14 protein-coding genes and 1 tRNA gene are annotated in these 16,546 nt (G+C 59.0%); 12 read left to right on the top strand and 3 right to left on the bottom strand.

Annotated elements, in window-relative coordinates:
* Positions 1 to 414 precede the first annotated feature (414 nt).
* The 12 genes from lysS to EKD05_RS23490 all read left to right on the top strand — a co-directional run bounded on the left by lysS (position 415) and on the right by EKD05_RS23490 (position 11,947).
* Positions 415 to 1,542: a homocitrate synthase gene (gene lysS, locus EKD05_RS23545; protein WP_129677770.1), complete on the top strand. Its 1,128-nt coding sequence runs from the start codon at positions 415 to 417 to the stop codon at positions 1,540 to 1,542.
* A gap of 4 nt (positions 1,543 to 1,546) precedes the next feature.
* On the top strand, positions 1,547 to 2,839 hold the full coding sequence (locus EKD05_RS23540; RefSeq protein WP_129677768.1) for a 3-isopropylmalate dehydratase large subunit: 1,293 nt from the start codon (positions 1,547 to 1,549) through the stop codon (positions 2,837 to 2,839).
* Positions 2,840 to 3,032: 193 nt separating this feature from the next.
* On the top strand, positions 3,033 to 3,533 hold the full coding sequence (locus tag EKD05_RS23535; protein ID WP_129677766.1) for a homoaconitate hydratase: 501 nt from the start codon (positions 3,033 to 3,035) through the stop codon (positions 3,531 to 3,533).
* An 18-nt stretch (positions 3,534 to 3,551) separates the two neighbouring features.
* Entirely contained in the window at positions 3,552 to 4,553 is a 1,002-nt protein-coding gene (locus EKD05_RS23530) for an isocitrate/isopropylmalate dehydrogenase family protein (RefSeq protein WP_129677764.1), read from the top strand.
* 67 nt (positions 4,554 to 4,620) lie between these two features.
* On the top strand, positions 4,621 to 4,788 hold the full coding sequence (gene lysW / locus EKD05_RS23525) for a lysine biosynthesis protein LysW (RefSeq protein ID WP_129677762.1): 168 nt from the start codon (positions 4,621 to 4,623) through the stop codon (positions 4,786 to 4,788).
* 35 nt (positions 4,789 to 4,823) lie between these two features.
* Complete coding sequence (gene lysX / locus EKD05_RS23520) at positions 4,824 to 5,675, top strand: lysine biosynthesis protein LysX (protein ID WP_129677760.1); 852 nt, start codon at positions 4,824 to 4,826, stop codon at positions 5,673 to 5,675.
* Positions 5,672 to 6,709 carry an N-acetyl-gamma-glutamyl-phosphate reductase gene (gene argC / locus EKD05_RS23515; RefSeq protein WP_129677758.1) on the top strand — a complete coding sequence of 346 codons (1,038 nt, stop codon included), beginning with the start codon at positions 5,672 to 5,674 and terminating at the stop codon, positions 6,707 to 6,709. Before lysX ends, argC begins: the two co-directional genes overlap by 4 nt.
* A 354-nt stretch (positions 6,710 to 7,063) precedes the next feature.
* Complete coding sequence (locus EKD05_RS23510; RefSeq protein ID WP_129677756.1) at positions 7,064 to 9,097, top strand: PQQ-binding-like beta-propeller repeat protein; 2,034 nt, start codon at positions 7,064 to 7,066, stop codon at positions 9,095 to 9,097.
* A 3-nt stretch (positions 9,098 to 9,100) separates the two neighbouring features.
* Positions 9,101 to 9,907, top strand: a complete 807-nt coding sequence (locus EKD05_RS23505) for a PP2C family serine/threonine-protein phosphatase (protein WP_129677754.1) — start codon at positions 9,101 to 9,103, stop codon at positions 9,905 to 9,907.
* Positions 9,904 to 11,166, top strand: coding sequence for a VWA domain-containing protein (locus tag EKD05_RS23500; RefSeq protein WP_129677752.1), 1,263 nt, complete (start codon positions 9,904 to 9,906; stop codon positions 11,164 to 11,166). Before EKD05_RS23505 ends, EKD05_RS23500 begins: the two co-directional genes overlap by 4 nt.
* Positions 11,167 to 11,182: 16 nt before the next feature.
* Entirely contained in the window at positions 11,183 to 11,692 is a 510-nt protein-coding gene (locus EKD05_RS23495; RefSeq protein WP_129677750.1) for an FHA domain-containing protein, read from the top strand.
* Positions 11,693 to 11,701: 9 nt separating this feature from the next.
* A complete protein-coding gene (locus EKD05_RS23490; RefSeq protein WP_129677748.1) occupies positions 11,702 to 11,947 on the top strand; it encodes a hypothetical protein in 246 nt (81 codons plus the stop codon).
* A gap of 66 nt (positions 11,948 to 12,013) precedes the next feature.
* Here EKD05_RS23490 and EKD05_RS23485 read toward each other — a convergent pair whose 3' ends face one another.
* The 3 genes from EKD05_RS23485 to EKD05_RS23475 form a co-directional block, all read right to left on the bottom strand.
* Positions 12,014 to 15,841 carry a magnesium chelatase subunit H gene (locus tag EKD05_RS23485; RefSeq protein WP_129677746.1) on the bottom strand — a complete coding sequence of 1,276 codons (3,828 nt, stop codon included), beginning with the start codon at positions 15,839 to 15,841 and terminating at the stop codon, positions 12,014 to 12,016.
* Between the two features lie 175 nt (positions 15,842 to 16,016).
* Positions 16,017 to 16,091, bottom strand: a tRNA-His gene (locus EKD05_RS23480).
* Between the two features lie 62 nt (positions 16,092 to 16,153).
* The coding region (locus EKD05_RS23475) for a transposase (protein WP_205704064.1) at positions 16,154 to 16,546 on the bottom strand (393 nt) is incomplete at its 5' end.

Raw genomic sequence — 16,546 nt, 5'->3', positions numbered from 1 at the left:
GCAACTCTGTCGAGGTCAGTTGCTCGGCTGGCCCCCAGAGAGCCTGGCAGAAGTAGTCCCCAAACCCTAACGGTCACCTTCAGGTACGTTGACAATCCTCTCTATCTGTGCTATGCTCTCGCGGTGTGTTGAGCGGTTGATCGTTGCGCTCAAGAAAGTATGTTTGTGTCAATGCCTTTCGCAAAGCAGCTCAAGCGGGTGAAGAAGCCAGCCTTTCGGTCTGGTTAGCACCGCCTGCACGCGAGTGGAAGTGTAGGCCCGGCGCACCAGACCGATGGTGCGCCGGGTTTTTTGTGTGTTCTTGAAGGGAGGAGCCTGTGAAACAGTTCAAGCCGTCTGCCGTTGCTTATACGCCGCGCTATCGCCGCCCAGAGTTGTTTGGAGCCTGTCAAGTGAGACAAGGAAGCACATTCTATGCAGTCGCATGATCGGCCGTTGCTGGTTGATACGACGCTGCGCGAGGGTGAGCAGTTTGCGACTGCCCACTTTAGTAGCAGTCAGCGCCTCGCTATTGCCGAGGCTCTTGATGCCTTTGGGGTCGAGTATATCGAACTGACTTCGCCCGCTGCTTCGCCGCAGAGTGCCCGTGACCTCGAAGTGATTGCCCGCCGTGGTTTGCGCGCTCGCATTGCAACTCACGTTCGCTGCCACCTTGATGATGCCCGCCTTGCCATTGAACATGGCGCCCAGGGTGTCCACCTGCTTTATGCTACTTCTGAACCACTACGCCAGGCCAGCCATGGCCGGAGCCTCGACCAGATTGTCGAGGAGGCAAGTGTGGTGATTGCGTACCTCCGTCAGTTTCCCGTTGAAATTCGTTTCTCCGCCGAGGATACCTTCCGGACCGATCTCCCCAGTCTGCTGCGGGTCTATCAGGCGGTCGCCGAACTCGGTGTCCACCGGGTTGGCCTCGCTGATACGGTCGGCATTGCTACCCCGCGCCAGGTCTATACGACGGTCGCGCAGGTGCGCGCTGCGGTGAACTGTGATATCGAGTTTCACGGTCACAATGATGCTGGCTGCGCCGTTGCCAATGCCTTCTGTGCGTTCGAAGGCGGCGCGACGCACCTCGATGTGACGGTGCTTGGCATTGGTGAACGCAATGGCATTGCGTCACTTGCTGGCATGGTCGCCCGTATGGCCTCGCTCGATCCGCAGATGGTTGCGCACTATGAGGTGGCAATGCTGCCTGAACTCGATCGGATGGTTGCCGAGATGGTTGGGGTGACGGTACCGTTTGACGCCCCGATCTCGAGTCCCTTTGCTTTCCACCACAAGGCTGGCCTGCATACCAAGGCGGTGATCAATGATCCGCGGAGCTACGAGGTGCTCGACCCGGCGCGTTTTGGGCGTGCTCGCACGGTGGCCGTGGCCCATCGCCTGGTTGGTTGGCACGCTGTCGCTGAACGCGCCCGCGAGTTGGGGATTTACCTCAGCGAGCCGGCCGCTCGTCAGGCTGCCACGCGGATCAAGACGATCGGCGATGACCACGAATTGAATAGTACTACCGTTGATGAAATTCTCTATGAATATGCGGAGTAGCATAATGCAGACGTTGAGTGAGCAGATCTTGAGCCGGGCAGCGGGGCGCACGGTGATGGCAGGCGAGGTGGTGACGGTTGATGTGGATCTCGTGATGATGCACGATAGCCTCTCGCCAAGCATTATTCGGGTGTTGCACGAGGAGTTGGGGGCGGAACGGGTCTGGGATCCCGAACGGGTGGCGGTGGTGATTGACCATGTTGCCCCGGCAGCGAGCGTGCAAACTGCCGAAAAGCAGGCCGAGGTACGCCGCTGGGTACGCAGTCAGGGTATTCGCTATCTCTTTGATGTGGGACGTGGCATTTCGCATCCGGTGCTGGTCGAAGAGGGTTTGGCTCGCCCTGGGATGGTGATTGTCGGGAGTGATAGCCACAGCACTGCCTATGGCTGTGTCGCCGCTTTTGGCACGGGGATGGGCACCACCGATATTGCGCTTGCGGCGGCGACCGGGCAAACCTGGTTCCGTGTGCCCGAGACGGTTCTTGTGCGGGCCGAGGGTCGCTTTCGCCCCGGTGTGAGCGCCAAAGACTTGGCGTTGTATGCCGCTCGTCGGTTGCGCGCCGATGGAGCGACCTATGCGGCCGTTGAGTGGCACGGGGTTGAATTCTTGACCATTATGGAGCGGATGACGCTCGCGACGCTCTCGATTGAAGTGGGGGCCAAGGCGGGCCTTGTGCCCCCGGTCTTTGCCGAGTCTGGCGCGATCCTGCCCCCGGCCCGCGCCGAGGTGCGTCGCCCCGCCTTGCAGCCTGACTTTTTGCAGGTACAAGCGGGTGCCCGCTACAGCCAGGTGCTGACCGTTGATCTGGATCGCCTCGAGCCGCAGATCAGTGCCCCCCATACGGTTGATAATGTCGCTGATTTGAGCGAACTTGGCCGTGTTGCGATTGATGTGGTCTACCTTGGCACGTGTACCAATGGGCATTACGAAGATATGGCCGCCGCCGCACGTATTCTGCGCGGTCGTCGGCTGGCCCCTGGCATGCGTATGCTCGTGGTTCCCGCAAGTGCCCAGGCATTGCAGCGTGCGACCGCCGATGGCACCCTGATGACGCTGCTTGAGGCCGGCGCAACCATCGGCACCCCTGGCTGCGGTGCTTGCATTGGCCGTCATATGGGCGTCTTGGCCCCCGGTGAGGTGTGTCTCTTTACCGGCAACCGCAATTTCCGTGGACGGATGGGGAGCCCGCAGGCCAATATTTACCTGGCCTCGCCCGAAGTGGCCGCCGCGACGGCCCTGACCGGCTATCTTACCCATCCCCAGGAGGTTGAGGCGCGTCTTCCGTTGGAGGTCTAAGCTCAATACCTTGCAAAGAAGGCGGCTCTTTTGACGCAAAGGCGCAAAGGTGCAAAGGTTTTTGCGTAGGTGAGCGTAACCCTTCGCGTCTTCGCGTCTTCGCGTGAGCTTCTTTGCGTAGCTTGCTCAATTCCAGTTGGTCGAAGACGAGGGGGGTATCAGCAGTCAAGGCCGAGAAGAAAAGGAGATTGTGATGGCTCGTGTCTGGATCTTTGGTCAGGATATCAATACCGATCAGATTGTGCCGGGACGTTATGCGCCCTATATGCTCAAGAACGAAGCCGATTTGCGTAACTATCCGTTTGTTGAGCACCGGCCCGATTTTGCGCCGGGGGTGCAGCCGGGGGATCTGATTGTGGCTGGCAATAATTTTGGGTGTGGCAGTTCGCGTGAGTATGCGCCACTCGCGTTGCGCCTGGTTGGTGTGGGCGCGATTGTGGCCCCGCTCTTTGCGCGCATCTTTTTTCGCAATGCGCTCAACCTCGGCATCCCTTGTTTTACCGCCGATCTGACGTCAATCCTGCGCGATGGGCAAGAGGTCGAGTTGCGGCTGGAAGAGGGTTTGATCGTCACGGATGAGGGTCAGCACATTCAGTTGCCCCCGCCACCGGCCTTTTTGCGCGACGTCTGGGCTGCGGGGGGCATTGTGCCGTTCTATCGCCAGTATGGGCACTTTCCTGGTGAGGCCAGGTGAGTGGTAGGAAGCAATCCTATGCAGATCTGTGTGATCCCTGGTGATGGCATTGGGCCCGAGGTGCTTGGCGCTGCCGTGCGCGTGCTGCAAACGCTGGTGCCTGAGGTCGTGCTGCACGAGGCTGACGCAGGCTGGGCTACCTTTGAGCAGCAGGGGACGGCGTTACCGGCGGCAACGCTCGCAGCGGCGCGTGTAGCTGATGCGATCCTTTTTGGTGCTGTGGCCTCGCCGAGTCATAGCGTGACAGGCTATCGGAGCCCAATTGTCCAGCTGCGCCGTGAGCTCGATCTCTATGCTAATATTCGCCCAGTGGTTGGGCTGCCAGGCCGTATGCCCGTCGATCTGGTGGTGGTACGCGAAAATACTGAGGGGCTCTATGCTGGTCGTGAGCGCCTAGAGGATGCGGGGGCAACGGCGATTGCCGAGCGGGTGGTAACCCGTCGGGCCAGCCAGCGCATTGTGCAGATCGCGTGTGAACTGGCTCGGCAACGCGCCAGTGAACGGGGGCGTCCAGGACGGGTGACGATCGTCCATAAAGCCAATGTCTTGCGCGTGAGTGACGGGCTCTTTCGGGAAACCGCGCTGGAGGTAACGCGAGCCTTTCCCGACCTGATGATCGAAGAGCAACTGGTTGATGTCGCGGCAATGCGCCTTGCGCAGAGTCCGGAACGCTTTGATGTGGTGGTGACAACGAATCTTTTTGGCGACATCCTCTCGGATGTGGCCTGCATCCACGGGGGCGGGCTTGGTCTGGCCGCCTCATCCAATCTTGGTGATCGCCAGGCGCTCTTTGAGCCCGTTCACGGCGCGGCCCCTGACATTGCTGGTCAGGGGATTGCCAATCCCTTGGCGGCGATCACCTGTGTGGCGCTGTTGCTCACGCGGTACGGCTATCTGAAACAGGCGGCGCGGCTCGAGGCGGCCATCCGGCACGTGCAGCACGATGGCCCACATACCCCAGATCTGGGCGGTACGGCGCGGACGGCGCTAGTGACGGAAGCGGTGATCGGCTTGTTGTAGCTGGGATGGTTCTTTGAAGGGGGCTGGATGTCTGGCCGCAGTTTTTGTAGCAATGAATGAGGAGATCATGGAAGCAATGTGTCCTGAGTGTGGCGCAACGGTGGAACTGCCTGCGGATACGATGACGAGTGAGATTGTGGTTTGTCCCGAGTGTGGGGCCGAGCTTGAAGTGATCAGCCTCGATCCGCCGACGCTGGCCCTGGCCCCCGAGGTCGAAGAAGACTGGGGCGAATAACCGCCAGGATGGCAATGTTGCAAGGAGAATCTCGTATGCGTATCGGGGTCTTATGTTCACGGATTCGGGCCGAAGAAAAGTTGCTCTTTGGCGAATTAGAGCGGCGTGGGCTGGCGTATACCCGCATTGATGATCGCGAGCAGATCTTTGACCTGCATCAACGCGAGTACCCGTATGATGTTGTGCTCGAGCGCTGCATTCAGCATAGCCGGGCTGTTTATATGCTCAAGTTGTTGAACGACGCTGGTGTGCCGACCGTCAATACCTTTCACGTTGCCACGGTCTGTGGCGACAAGATGCTGACCACGCAGGCGTTGGTGCATGCCGAAGTGCCGACGCCGGGTTGTCGTCTCGCCTTTACCCCCGAGAGCGCTCTGGAGGCCATTGAAGCGATGGGCTATCCGGTGGTGCTCAAGCCCGTCGTTGGTTCGTGGGGACGCATGGTCAGCAAGATTAATGATCGTGATGCTGCCGAGGCCGTTCTCGAGCATCGGGATGTGCTGGGCAATTATCAGCACTCGATCTTCTATATTCAGGAATATATTGACAAGCCGGGGCGCGATATTCGCTCGTTTGTGGTGGGTGATGAGTGCATTGGGGCGATTTATCGAACGAGCGAGCACTGGATTACCAATACCGCCCGTGGTGGCATTGCGACCCATTGCCCGATCACGCCAGCCATTGCTGACTTGAGTGTGCGTGCGGCGCACGCCGTTGGCGGTGGCGTCGTGGCGATCGATCTGTTGGAGACCGATGACGGTCGCTTGCTCGTCAATGAAGTCAACTACACGATGGAGTTCCGCAATTCAATTGAGACGACCGGGGTTGATATCCCGGCACGGATCATTGACTATGTGGTGACTGTCGGGCGAGGAGCAAGCGTATGACCTTGCGTGTGAGTGTCGTTGGGGCAAGCGGCTATGTTGGTGGCGAGCTGCTTCGCTTGCTCTTATGGCACCCCGAAGTGGCGGTGATCCAGGCGACGAGCGGGCGGAACGCGGGCCGTTACCTTCATCAGGTGCATCCCAACCTGCGTGGACGCAGCAAAGTGCAGTTTGTGCATCCCGATCGGCTTGAACCGTGCGATCTCCTCTTTCTTGCGCTGCCTCATGGCGAAGCAGCGCAGGCGATCGAGCGGTACGCGGGGTTGGCCCCCAGGCTGATCGACTGCTCGGCGGATTTTCGCTTGCGCGACCCGGCGCTCTATGCCCGCTGGTATCGCGAAGAACACCCGGCCCCGGCCTGGCTCGCGCGCTTTGTGTATGGCCTGCCCGAAGTGAGCCGTGAGGCGTTGCGGGGTGTGAACTATGCCAGCGGGGTTGGCTGCAATGCGACCGCGACCAACCTGGCCCTGCTACCACTGGTGCAGGCCGGGTTGGTGGACGAGCAGCGCCCCATAATCGTCGAGATCAAAGTCGGTTCGTCTGAGGGCGGGGCCACGTCGAGCGAGAGCAGTCACCACCCCGAGCGCGCTGGTGCCGTGCGCTCGTTTGCCCCGGTGGGCCATCGCCACACCGCCGAGGTCGAGATGCTCACGGGTCTGACCAATGTCCATCTCTCGGTTACCTCAGTTGAACTGGTGCGCGGTGCACTCGCCACGGCGCATGTCTTTGCCAACCGTCCCGTCACCGAAAAAGATCTCTGGCAGGCATACCGGGCGTTTGCGGCGACGCAGCCGTTCGTGCGGATCGTCAAAGAACGCCAGGGTATCTATCGTTATCCTGAACCAAAGATCCTGGCGGGGAGCAATTTTGCTGATCTTGGCTTTACGCTTGATGAAACAACCGGGCGCATCGTCAGCATCTGTGCCCTCGATAACCTGATGAAAGGCGCAGCGGGCAGTGCCGTACAGTGCATGAACCTGATGGCTGGGTTTGGTGAAACCGAGGGTTTGGATTTCCCCGGGCTCCACCCGATCTAAGATGATTTGACGCAAAGGCGCAAAGGCGAAAGGGTGTTCAGAGCACATCGAGACGCCAAAGATACGACGGATGGCTGTGTGTGGCCTGGGAGCGCGGGCGGCCCGCCCGCTTCGGAAGCAACAGCGGGCGGGCCGCCCGCGCTCCCAGGAAAGCCAGAAAACTTGGTTGACAGACCCCTAAAAACCCGCAGGGCGCCCCCCTTTGCATGGTTCAGCCCCCCAAAATATGCAGTCAAGACCCAATACGCATTGCCTCTTTGCCCTCCTGTCACTATAATAGACACAAGCACGCGCCATCGGTGGCTCGAACATGCTTTTTGACCACCCTCCCTCTGCCACTCAGCGAGGAACAGTATGGGCCTGATAAAAAAAGTCGGCACCCGAGGACTCGCCTCTTCGTCATCGCGTGAGCAAACAACTCAACCAGCGGAAGCTAGCGATAGCTTGCCGACGGATCCGGCGCAAGGTGGCGATACACGCATCAATCTTGGCCAGCCACAACCTGCACCGGTCGATCAGTCTAGCCGGGATGAGTCCGAAGCACCGATGCATATGCTGTCACCTGGCAGCACGCTGCAAGAGCGTTATCAGATCATTGCGCCGCTTGGCGTTGGTGGCATGAGTGTGGTCTATCGTGGTCGCGATCTGCGTTTCAAAGATGTGGCACGTTACTGTGCGATCAAAGAGATGTCGCAGTCAGCTTCTGACTCGCATACGCGCTTGCTCAATTTGAAGAATTTTCAGCGTGAGGCTGGCCTGCTGGCAACGCTGCAGCATCCGGCGATTCCCAAAGTCTACGACTTTTTTGAAGAGCATCATCGCGTCTATCTGGTGCTGGAACTGGTTGACGGCAAAGACCTTGAAGCCGTGCTCGATGAAGCTCGTGGCCCGCTTGATGAGCTTCGCGTCGCACGCTGGGCGATTCAGATCTGCGATGTGCTGCATTATATCCACCACCATCAGCCCGAAGCAATCGTCTTTCGCGATATGAAGCCATCGAATGTGATGGTGGATAGCAACGAACGCATTGTGCTGATTGACTTTGGCATTGCCCGTAATTTGAACCGCAGCGATCGCAAAGGGACAATGATTGGCACCGAGGGCTATTCGCCACCCGAACAGTATCGTGGTCTTGCTGAACCCGTCGGCGATCTGTATGCCCTCGGGGCGACGCTTCACCATCTGTTGACCGCTTCGGATCCGCGTCTCGAGACACCATTTACATTCCAGGATCGGCCCATGCGCCAGATCAATCCAAAGCTCTCCCCTGACATAGAACGGATTGTCGTGAAGGCGCTTGAGTATGAGATGGCGGCACGTTGGCAGAGCGCGGAAGAGATGAAGCAGGCGCTGATGGCGATCCCGGGGGTTGTGGCGGGCGAACGGGTTGCGGTGCCCACGATGCCTGCGGTAATTAAGACGGCGGCCCAGACCGAGCTGGTCTGGAAATTTACCTGCGAAGATGAGTTGCGTTCGTCGCCCTGCGTCAGTGCAGGGACGGTTTTTATCGGCTGCTACGACACCAATATGTACGCCGTTGACGCCAGGCGAGGTGAGTTTCGCTGGAAATACGCCACCGAAGGCGGGATTAATTCTTCTCCAGCCGTCTGGGAAGATAATGTCATTATTGGCTCGGAGGATGGTGCCGTCTATTGCCTTGATGTGCGCCGAGGTGCGTTGCGCTGGACGTGCCGTACCGATAAGCCCGTTCGCTCTTCGCCGCGGGTCGAGGATCGCGTTATCTTTGTTGGCTCGGACGATCAGCATATCTATGCCATTGATGGCCTCCGTGGTTCCATCATCTGGAAATATCGTACCTGGAATCCGATTCGTTCATCGGCTTGTATTCAGGATGACGTCATCTTTATCGGCGGTGATGATGGCTGTGTCTATGCCCTTGATGCCCGGAGTGGGGCGGTACGCTGGAAGCAGCGAACCCAGCAGCCGGTGCGCTCGTCGCCAGTGTTTGCCGAGGGCCTGGTGATCGTTGGCTCGCTTGATCAGAATATCTATGGTTTAGATGCCGCAGGTGGGTGGCCGGCCTGGCGGTTTCGTACCGGCCACTATGTAAACTCTTCGCCGTATGTGGCGGGGACACGGGTTTTTGTCGGCGGTGTTGATGGGATGCTCTATGCCTTGGATGTGAAAACTGGTCGCGTTGCCTGGAAATTTGAAGTCGGAAATCAGATCACTTCTTCACCACGAGTTGCCAACGGTCGTGTCTATGTGGGTGGGGTAGACGGCTATGTCTATTGCGTAGACACCAACAATGGTGCATTGATCTGGAAATACAAGACCGAGGCTGCGGTTGTTTCATCGCCCTTTATCCACGATGGGGTCGTCTATATTGGTTCGCTTGATTATAATCTGTATGCATTGAAGGCGTAGCCTATGAATGCCTCTCCTCCTCTCCCACAGGGCCTTGCGGCAACGGCGTTGCGTGATATTGGCCAGATCCGTGCGATCAACCAGGACAGGGTGTTTGCGCTGTTGTTGACCTTGCCCCGCGAAGGCGGTGATGTCGCGGTCGGGCTCTTTTTGGTGGCTGATGGGATGGGTGGCCACGAGGGAGGTGAAATTGCTAGTCGCCTCGCAGTGCGTACCGTTGTTGCGCATATGCTCAGCCGGTTGGTGCTGCCGATTCTTGATGACCAGATGAGTGAGGCGATCCAGCCGCTGCTGATTGGTGCGCTGGAAGCCGCCAATCAGTTGATCTGGTCTGAGGCTCGTCGTCTCGGGACGGATATGGGGACAACCTGTACCGCTGCGCTGCTCGTTGGTTCCGGGCTCTATCTTGCGCACGTTGGCGATACGCGGGCGTATCTCTACGGGCCAGAAGGGTTGTGTCAGTTGACGACCGATCATTCGGCGGTTGGACGTTTGATCGAGCTTGGTCAACTTGACCTTGAGGCGGCCCGTGAACATCCGTTGCGCAATCAACTCTATCGTACGATTGGGCAACTGCCCGAGGTCAAGGTTGATTTTCTCTATCAACCGCTTGGGCCAAGCTCCCATCTGCTCCTCTGTTCCGATGGGCTCTGGGGGATGCTTGATGATGCAACGATCGCTGCGACGCTTCAGGCCTGTGTGTGGCCCCACCAGGCGTGTCAGGCGTTGATTGACCAGGCTAATCAGGCTGGTGGGGAAGATAATATCTCGGCTGTTGTGGTGACCTTGCCGAAAGTAGATGCCCTATGAGCAATGCGATTCAGCTTGAGGCCACCCTCAGCCGTGCGGTTCTCCCCGAAAGCACCGAGCCGCAACTGGTCTATGTGTTGCTTGATATGCAGGCTCTTGGGGGTACGGCCCCACTTTTGAAATTATCATTGAATCTTTGTCTGGTTATCGATCGTAGTTCTTCAATGCGTGGTGAGCGTTTGCAACAGGTGAAAGAGGGTGCAGCCCGCATTATTGATCTGTTGAGCGAGGATGACTATTTTAGCCTTGTGACCTTTAATGATCGCGCCGATGTGGTCGTCAATACACAGCGCGTTCGCAATAGGCAGGATCTCAAACAGGCGGTGAATCGGATTGAAGCCGCTGGCGGAACCGAGATGGCGACGGGTATGGCGATGGCCCTCCAGGAGGTTCAGAAGCCGGTGATGCTGCAGGGTGTCAGCCGGATTCTGCTTTTGACGGATGGTCGTACCTATGGCGATGAGGGACGTTGTGTTGAACTGGCCCGCCGCGCACAGGATCGCGGCATTGGTGTGACCGCGATGGGGATTGGCACCGAGTGGAATGAGGATCTGCTCGAGACGATCGCCGCGCGTGAGAATAGCCGTACCCAGTACATTACGTCGGCAACGCAGATTAGCCAGGTCTTTGCCGACGAAGTCAAGCGGATGTCCTCGATCTTTGCCCAGGATCTCAGGTTTCATGTCGAGATGCGTCCAGGCGCTCTCTTGCGTTCGCTCGACCGGGTGCGCCCCTATCTTACCTCAGTGCCGATTAGCGAAGACCATGAGCATGTCTGGACAGCGTCGCTGGGTGATTGGCCCAATACCGAACCGCAGGCGCTCTTATTGGAGGTTGTCGTCCCTGTTTTGCGGGTGGGTGAACATCCGTTATTACGCTTGCGCATCACGTATAGCCTGCCTGGTTTGAGCCTCAAGAATCAGCAGGCACAACTGGTTTTGCGGATGAGTGTACGCCAGGCCGGTGCGGTGCCCTATGAAGTCAATCCGACAGTCAAACAGTGGCTGGAACGATTGGTGGCCTATCGCCTGCAGGCCAACGCATGGCAACAGGCTGAACAGGGCAATGCGGAAGTCGCTAGTCAACGCTTGCAGATGGCTGGATCACGCCTGCTTGATGCAGGCGAAATTGACTTGGCCCGTACGGTGCAAGAGGAAGCAACCCGTCTGGCTGAGTCTGGGCATGCGAGTGCCGAAGGTCGGAAACGGATTAAGTATGGAACCCGCGGGTTGATGGGATCACCTGACGATACCAAGTGATGCACCGGAGACAACAATGCAACAATGCTCAAACTGCCGTGCGCAACAACTTGATGGAACAATCTTCTGTTCTGAGTGTGGGGCAAGTCTGCTCGAAGGGGTTATGCTGGGGTCGGCAACGCTAGCGGTAAATCGAACGGTAGCCGCCAGTCAGGCGGTGGGTGGCTCAACTCAGGCGTCGATGCACCCGGCGCACCATCAGCGTACGCTGGTGTTGTTCGTCGGTTCAAGCAGGCGGCGCATCGAGCCTGGTCAGGCGACACAACTCTTGATTGGGCGCAAAGATCCTGAACGTGGCATTGATCCCGAAGTTGATCTTAGTCTTGTTGGCGGCCTTGACGCCGGAGTTTCGCGCAGCCATGCGCTGCTTGTGCGCCGTGGTGCTGAGTATACCCTTGAGGATCTGGCGAGTGCCAATGGGACGTTTGTGAATGGCCGACGGCTTGCTCCTCAGGTGCCGACCAGATTGCATTCCGGTGACGAATTACTGTTTGGAACATTGACCGTGCGCTTTGCGCTTGAATAGGAGCAGGGTGTGGCCAAGACCGTCATCCTCCACTTGACTGGCGAAGATCCGATTCTTGCCGATCTTGATGATGAACCTCAACCGACCGATCTCTTTTTAAAGGTCTCGAATATGCGCCGCCGCGACGGCAAGCCGGTACCTTATCTGGCTGCAGGCGTGCAGGCGGTTATCTTTCCCTGGCATCGCATTACCTTTATCGAGTTGATGCCAAGTGAAGAAGAGCGTAGTTCAGTTGTTGATTTCTTCCGCAGTTGAGGCGAGCGGGTTGCACTGACAAAAAAGCCAGCGTCGCTGGCTTTTTTGTCAGTGCAACCCCTGTTTCTACCCAGTGACACCTTCGAGACGATCTTCCAGGTCGGCGTAGATGCCGCGCAGTTGATCGAGTGTGGCTTCGTCGGTTTCCCAGAAGCCGCGTTCGCTCGCTTCGAGCAGCCGACGTGCCATACCGGCGGTGGCCTGCGGGTTGAGCCGGGCGAGCCGCTCGCGCATGGCCTCGTCGAGCAGGTAGGTTTCGGCAAACCCCTGGTAGACCCAGCCATCAACCGCGTCGGCAGTGGCACTCCAGCCGTAGGTGTTGCTCAGGCGGATTTCGATTTCGTGCGCACCTTCGTAGCCGTGTGCCAGCATGCCTTCAAACCATTTTGGGTTGAGCAGTTTGGCCCGGCTTTCGAGCCGTACCATCTGCGCAAGTGGGCGTACCCTACTATTTCCTGGCCCGCTGAAGGCCTCGACTTCGGCGACCATCACGGTTGGGCGGCTGCCGCGCAGCTTCTCGACACTTTTCGTGACGCCACCCAGGTATTCGTAGTAGTGATCAACATCCGAGATGCCGGTCTCGACGCTGTCGATGTTTTGGAAGGTAGCCTGGACGGTGCCGAGGGTCTGTTCGAGCAAGGGGCGTGCTTCGCGCCATTCGCCACTGGGGGTCATCGCAAAGCCTTTGCGTTCGAGAAAGACCTCGCCGAGTTGAGCGTCGTCTTCCCAGGTGCTCTGCTCGACGACGTGGTTGACATTCGCCCCGTAGCTGCCGGGGGCATTCGAGAAGACGCGGGCGGCGGCTTCTTCCAGTGCGATGCCGAGCGCGGTGGCCTGCGCCAGGGCGTGTTTGCGCACAAAATTGGCGTCGTGTGGCTCGTCGGCGGTGGCGGCGAGGCGGGCCGCTTTGTCAATGAGCATTGCCTGGTGCGCCATCAGGTCGCGGAAGATGCCGCTGACCGTGCAGACGACGTCGATTCGCGGGCGGCCCAGTTCTTCGAGGGGGATGAGGGTGACGTCGGCAATTTTGCCGAGTTCGTCGCTGATCGCCCGTGCCCCAAGCAGGGCCAGCGCCTGCGCGACGCCTTCGCCGCCCGTCTTAATATTGTCGGTGCCCCAGAGAACCAGGGCTACGGTTTCCGGTAGGCTGCCCTCGCTCTGGACGACATTGGCGAGCAGTTCTTCGACACAGGCCGTGCCGGTGACCTGGGCCGCTTCCGACGGCATACGGTACGGGTCGAGCCCGTGGATGTTGCGGCCTGTGGGCACGACATCAGGGTTGCGTACCACGTCATTGCCGGGTGAGGGCGGGATATAGCCATTGCCGAGCGCTCGCATCAGGCCAGCAAGCTCGCCTTCGGTACGCAGGCGGGCGAGCAGGTCGTTGAGCATCGCCCAGAGCGCCGTGAGGTTGGTGGAGGCGAGGTTGACGTCGCTCCTCAGCACTCGTTCGGCTGCTTCAGGGCCTGCTTCGACCAGATGCTGGACCGTCTTGCGACACACATCGTCAATCCTGCGCCACTGCCCTTGCGCCTCAACATCGTGCGCAATGCGTTCGCGGAGTTCGGCATACTCCAGCCCCAGCGCCTGCGCCACCTGTTCGGGCAGCGTTGCGGCCCCGGCGGGGCGTTGAAAGGTCGCCACAAGGTTCAGGATATCAACCAGTTCCTCGCCCGCCGGTGGTTTGCCGAGCACATGGAGCCCCACCGGGATCAGGCGCTGCTCAACCTGGAGCAACTCGTGGCTCAGGGCCGCGAGATAGGCTTCGCTTGCCTCGTCGGCAAGCATCTCATCTTCTGGTGTCCGTAGACCGATGCGTTCGGCCTGGGCGACAATGCTCGCGAGCAGGTTCGGCTCGGGTTTGGTACGATAGCTCTCCAGGCTATCCTTGAGTTGCAGCAAACCTTTGTAGAGACCGGCCTGTTGCACCGGCGGCACGAGGTAACTCACGAGCGTAGCGGCCCCGCGGCGTTTGGCAATGGTGGCTTCGCTGGGATTATTGACGCAGTAGTAGTAGATATTGGGCAGATTGCCGAGCAACCGGGTCGGCCAGCACGATGGCCCGAGGCCAGCCTGTTTGCCGGGCATAAATTCGAGCGCCCCGTGCGTACCGATATGCACTACGGCATCGGCCCCAAAGACCCGGTCGAGCCAGGTATAAAAGGCCGCAAAGCCGTGATGCGGTGACGCATCGCGGGCCATCAACATCCGCATCGGATCACGTTCATAGCCAAAGGTCGGCTGGATCCCGATGAAAACATTACCAAGCTGCCGCCCCTGGATAAAGAGGCGTTTGCCATCGCTGAGCAACTCACCGGGGGCCTGGCCCCAGTGCGGCTCGATCGCAACATACTCGGGAAAGAGGCGGCGGTACTCCTCTACATTCAGCATAGCCCCAACATTCGCATCAGTGCCATGCACAAGCGCGTTGCCCTCGACCACCATCCGTCGTAACGCTTCGGCATCTTCAGGCAGATCGACGGTATAGCCTTCGGCCTGCATCGTCTGGAGCAGCCGGAAGACACTGGCGAAAACATCGAGATAGGCAGCGGTACCAACGCTGCCCAGGTTGGGCGGATAGTTAAAGAGCACAAGCGCCACCTTTTTGGCCGCATTGGGAGTACGGGCAAGGCGGATGCGTCGCGCCACCCGGTCGGCAAAACGCTCGATCTGGGCGGGGATTGGCACGGCCACCCCTGACTCACCCGATGGTCCACCATAGACCATTGGCTCGGCGGCACCTTCGAGTTCAGCGAGGGCAACATTCATTGCCAGGTGCATCGGGCTGAGGCCGCGCTCGTCCTGTTCCCAGCCCTCGACGCGCTGAAAGACGAGCGGGATCGTCTGCAAAAAAGGCACATCAAGCGCCTCCAGCGCGGCCCGCGCCTCGGCGGGGCGGCTCTGGGCCATGCCACCGGCGAGCGAAAAGCCCGAGGTGGTCACCAGAAGATCGATGGTCGCCGGTTTCGCCGGAGTGGCGGTGGCGTGATGGCTTGCACTAAAAAAACCACCCTTTTTGCCTGCCGAGGCGTGCTCGTGAAAAAAAGCATCGAGCGCAGGCCGATTATCGAGGGTTGCGGTATAGGCGAGGCGCGCCTCGATCCCCCGGGCCTCAAGCGCACGGATCAGCGCACTCAGATGGGCGACGTTATCACAGAGCGCAATGACACGCAGCGAGAGCAGGCCAACAATGCCTTGGTCAAGTTTCTGACGCCGTTGTTTGCGCCACTTCTGGTAACTTTTGAGATCAGGGAAAGGGGCCGGCGCATCGGGATGCCACAGGGCGACATCAGGATAGAGGTAGGGCTCCTCGACGGGCAGACGCCCCTTCATGCCGGGCACATAGCGTTCGATCAGCAGACAGAGCATGCGCTGCAAATTTTCGGGACTATTGTGTACCCAGAATTGATGCAACACAATATAGCTGTGGAGATCGCGAAAACGGCCTGGTAGATACTTCAGAATCCGGGTAAGATTTTTGACCAGTGCCAGTTGCCGTGAGGCCTCACCATGGCCGTGTTTGGGCTTAAGGGCCTGCATCATTCCGCCGTGGCTGTCGTTGGCGTCACCCTTGCCACCCAGGTTAAACTTGCCGAGATGCGTGAGCTTGGTGAGCGCGGGATTGCTCATAATGATTGCGACGGGGCACGTCAAGGGCTGAATCATCGTCACGAGCGGGCGCACATAACTCTCGCCAAAAAGCATCGCCCCAAGGACAAAATCAGCCCTTTGGAGATCGGCCTCGATCTTGGCACGGCGCTCAGGGTCAGCGAGATCCGCAGCCATATAAACCGCCACCGTCACTTCGAGGCTATACTCACGACTGATCGTAGCCGCTGCCCGACGCAAACCGACCGTATAGTTATCCTGGGTACTTAAGACAACAATATGCATAGGATACCCCGCAAGACAAGGATGGAGGAGCTAGAAAAGACCCTGACGACATGCTACGCCTGTGAACGAATTTGAAGAGGTGAGAAACCATCACTTACACGGCACAAAAGACAACCGGAAGGGGTGTGCCCCTTCCGGTTGTCTTTTGTGCCGTCTTGAGAAGAAGTGACGGAAGTGGGGTGCCTGACGGGTTTCGAACCCGCAGCCTCCTGATCCACAGTCAGGCGCTCTGCCATTGAGCTACAGGCACCACAAGAACGCCTACAAGTATAGCATGAGGCCTGGAAAACTGTCAAACAAGGTCTGTGACCGTTACGGTTTGGGGACTACGTCTGCCAGGCCCTCTGGGGGCCAGCCGAGCAACTGCCCCCGACAGAGTTGGGCCATCGGGAGCGTGCGCACGTCGTAGCCAGCCAGTTCGAGCGGGCACTTGCCCCGGATGCGCTGCTGCGCGTCGTACGTAAACGGCGTCAGGCGGTAGCACCACTCGAAGATCACCAGATAGCTTTGCGCGGTCTCAATGCTGTGGAAGCCGCAGAAGTTCTGATAGTGTTGCGCGAAACGCCGGATCACCAACTCGGTCGTGTTGTTGGTCAGCGGGATGCGTTCGCTCTCGATGGCGTTGACCAGCTTCGGCCAGTGGTGCTCCAGACTGGTAAACACCGGCGCCACCTCCGGCTGCGCCGCGACGTACGCCTCTCGCAG

It is taken from the genome of Candidatus Chloroploca sp. Khr17, from assembly GCF_004138165.1.
Classification (GTDB): domain Bacteria; phylum Chloroflexota; class Chloroflexia; order Chloroflexales; family Chloroflexaceae; genus Chloroploca.
Note: the sequence above shows the minus strand (reverse complement) of the source record. Positions and strands in the feature narration are given on the sequence as shown.

Bases quoted from the DNA above. Each gene is read 5' to 3' on its own strand.
- argC (WP_129677758.1), top strand. From the start codon at position 5,672: ATGACCTTGCGTGTGAGTGTCGTTGGGGCAAGCGGCTATGTTGGTGGC.
- EKD05_RS23530 (WP_129677764.1), top strand. From the start codon at position 3,552: ATGCAGATCTGTGTGATCCCTGGTGATGGCATTGGGCCCGAGGTGCTT.
- lysS (WP_129677770.1), top strand. From the start codon at position 415: ATGCAGTCGCATGATCGGCCGTTGCTGGTTGATACGACGCTGCGCGAG.
- EKD05_RS23535 (WP_129677766.1), top strand. From the start codon at position 3,033: ATGGCTCGTGTCTGGATCTTTGGTCAGGATATCAATACCGATCAGATT.
- EKD05_RS23540 (WP_129677768.1), top strand. From the start codon at position 1,547: ATGCAGACGTTGAGTGAGCAGATCTTGAGCCGGGCAGCGGGGCGCACG.
- EKD05_RS23510 (WP_129677756.1), top strand. From the start codon at position 7,064: ATGGGCCTGATAAAAAAAGTCGGCACCCGAGGACTCGCCTCTTCGTCA.
- EKD05_RS23500 (WP_129677752.1), top strand. From the start codon at position 9,904: ATGAGCAATGCGATTCAGCTTGAGGCCACCCTCAGCCGTGCGGTTCTC.
- lysW (WP_129677762.1), top strand. From the start codon at position 4,621: ATGGAAGCAATGTGTCCTGAGTGTGGCGCAACGGTGGAACTGCCTGCG.
- EKD05_RS23505 (WP_129677754.1), top strand. From the start codon at position 9,101: ATGAATGCCTCTCCTCCTCTCCCACAGGGCCTTGCGGCAACGGCGTTG.
- EKD05_RS23495 (WP_129677750.1), top strand. From the start codon at position 11,183: ATGCAACAATGCTCAAACTGCCGTGCGCAACAACTTGATGGAACAATC.
- lysX (WP_129677760.1), top strand. From the start codon at position 4,824: ATGCGTATCGGGGTCTTATGTTCACGGATTCGGGCCGAAGAAAAGTTG.
- EKD05_RS23485 (WP_129677746.1), bottom strand. From the start codon at position 15,841: ATGCATATTGTTGTCTTAAGTACCCAGGATAACTATACGGTCGGTTTG.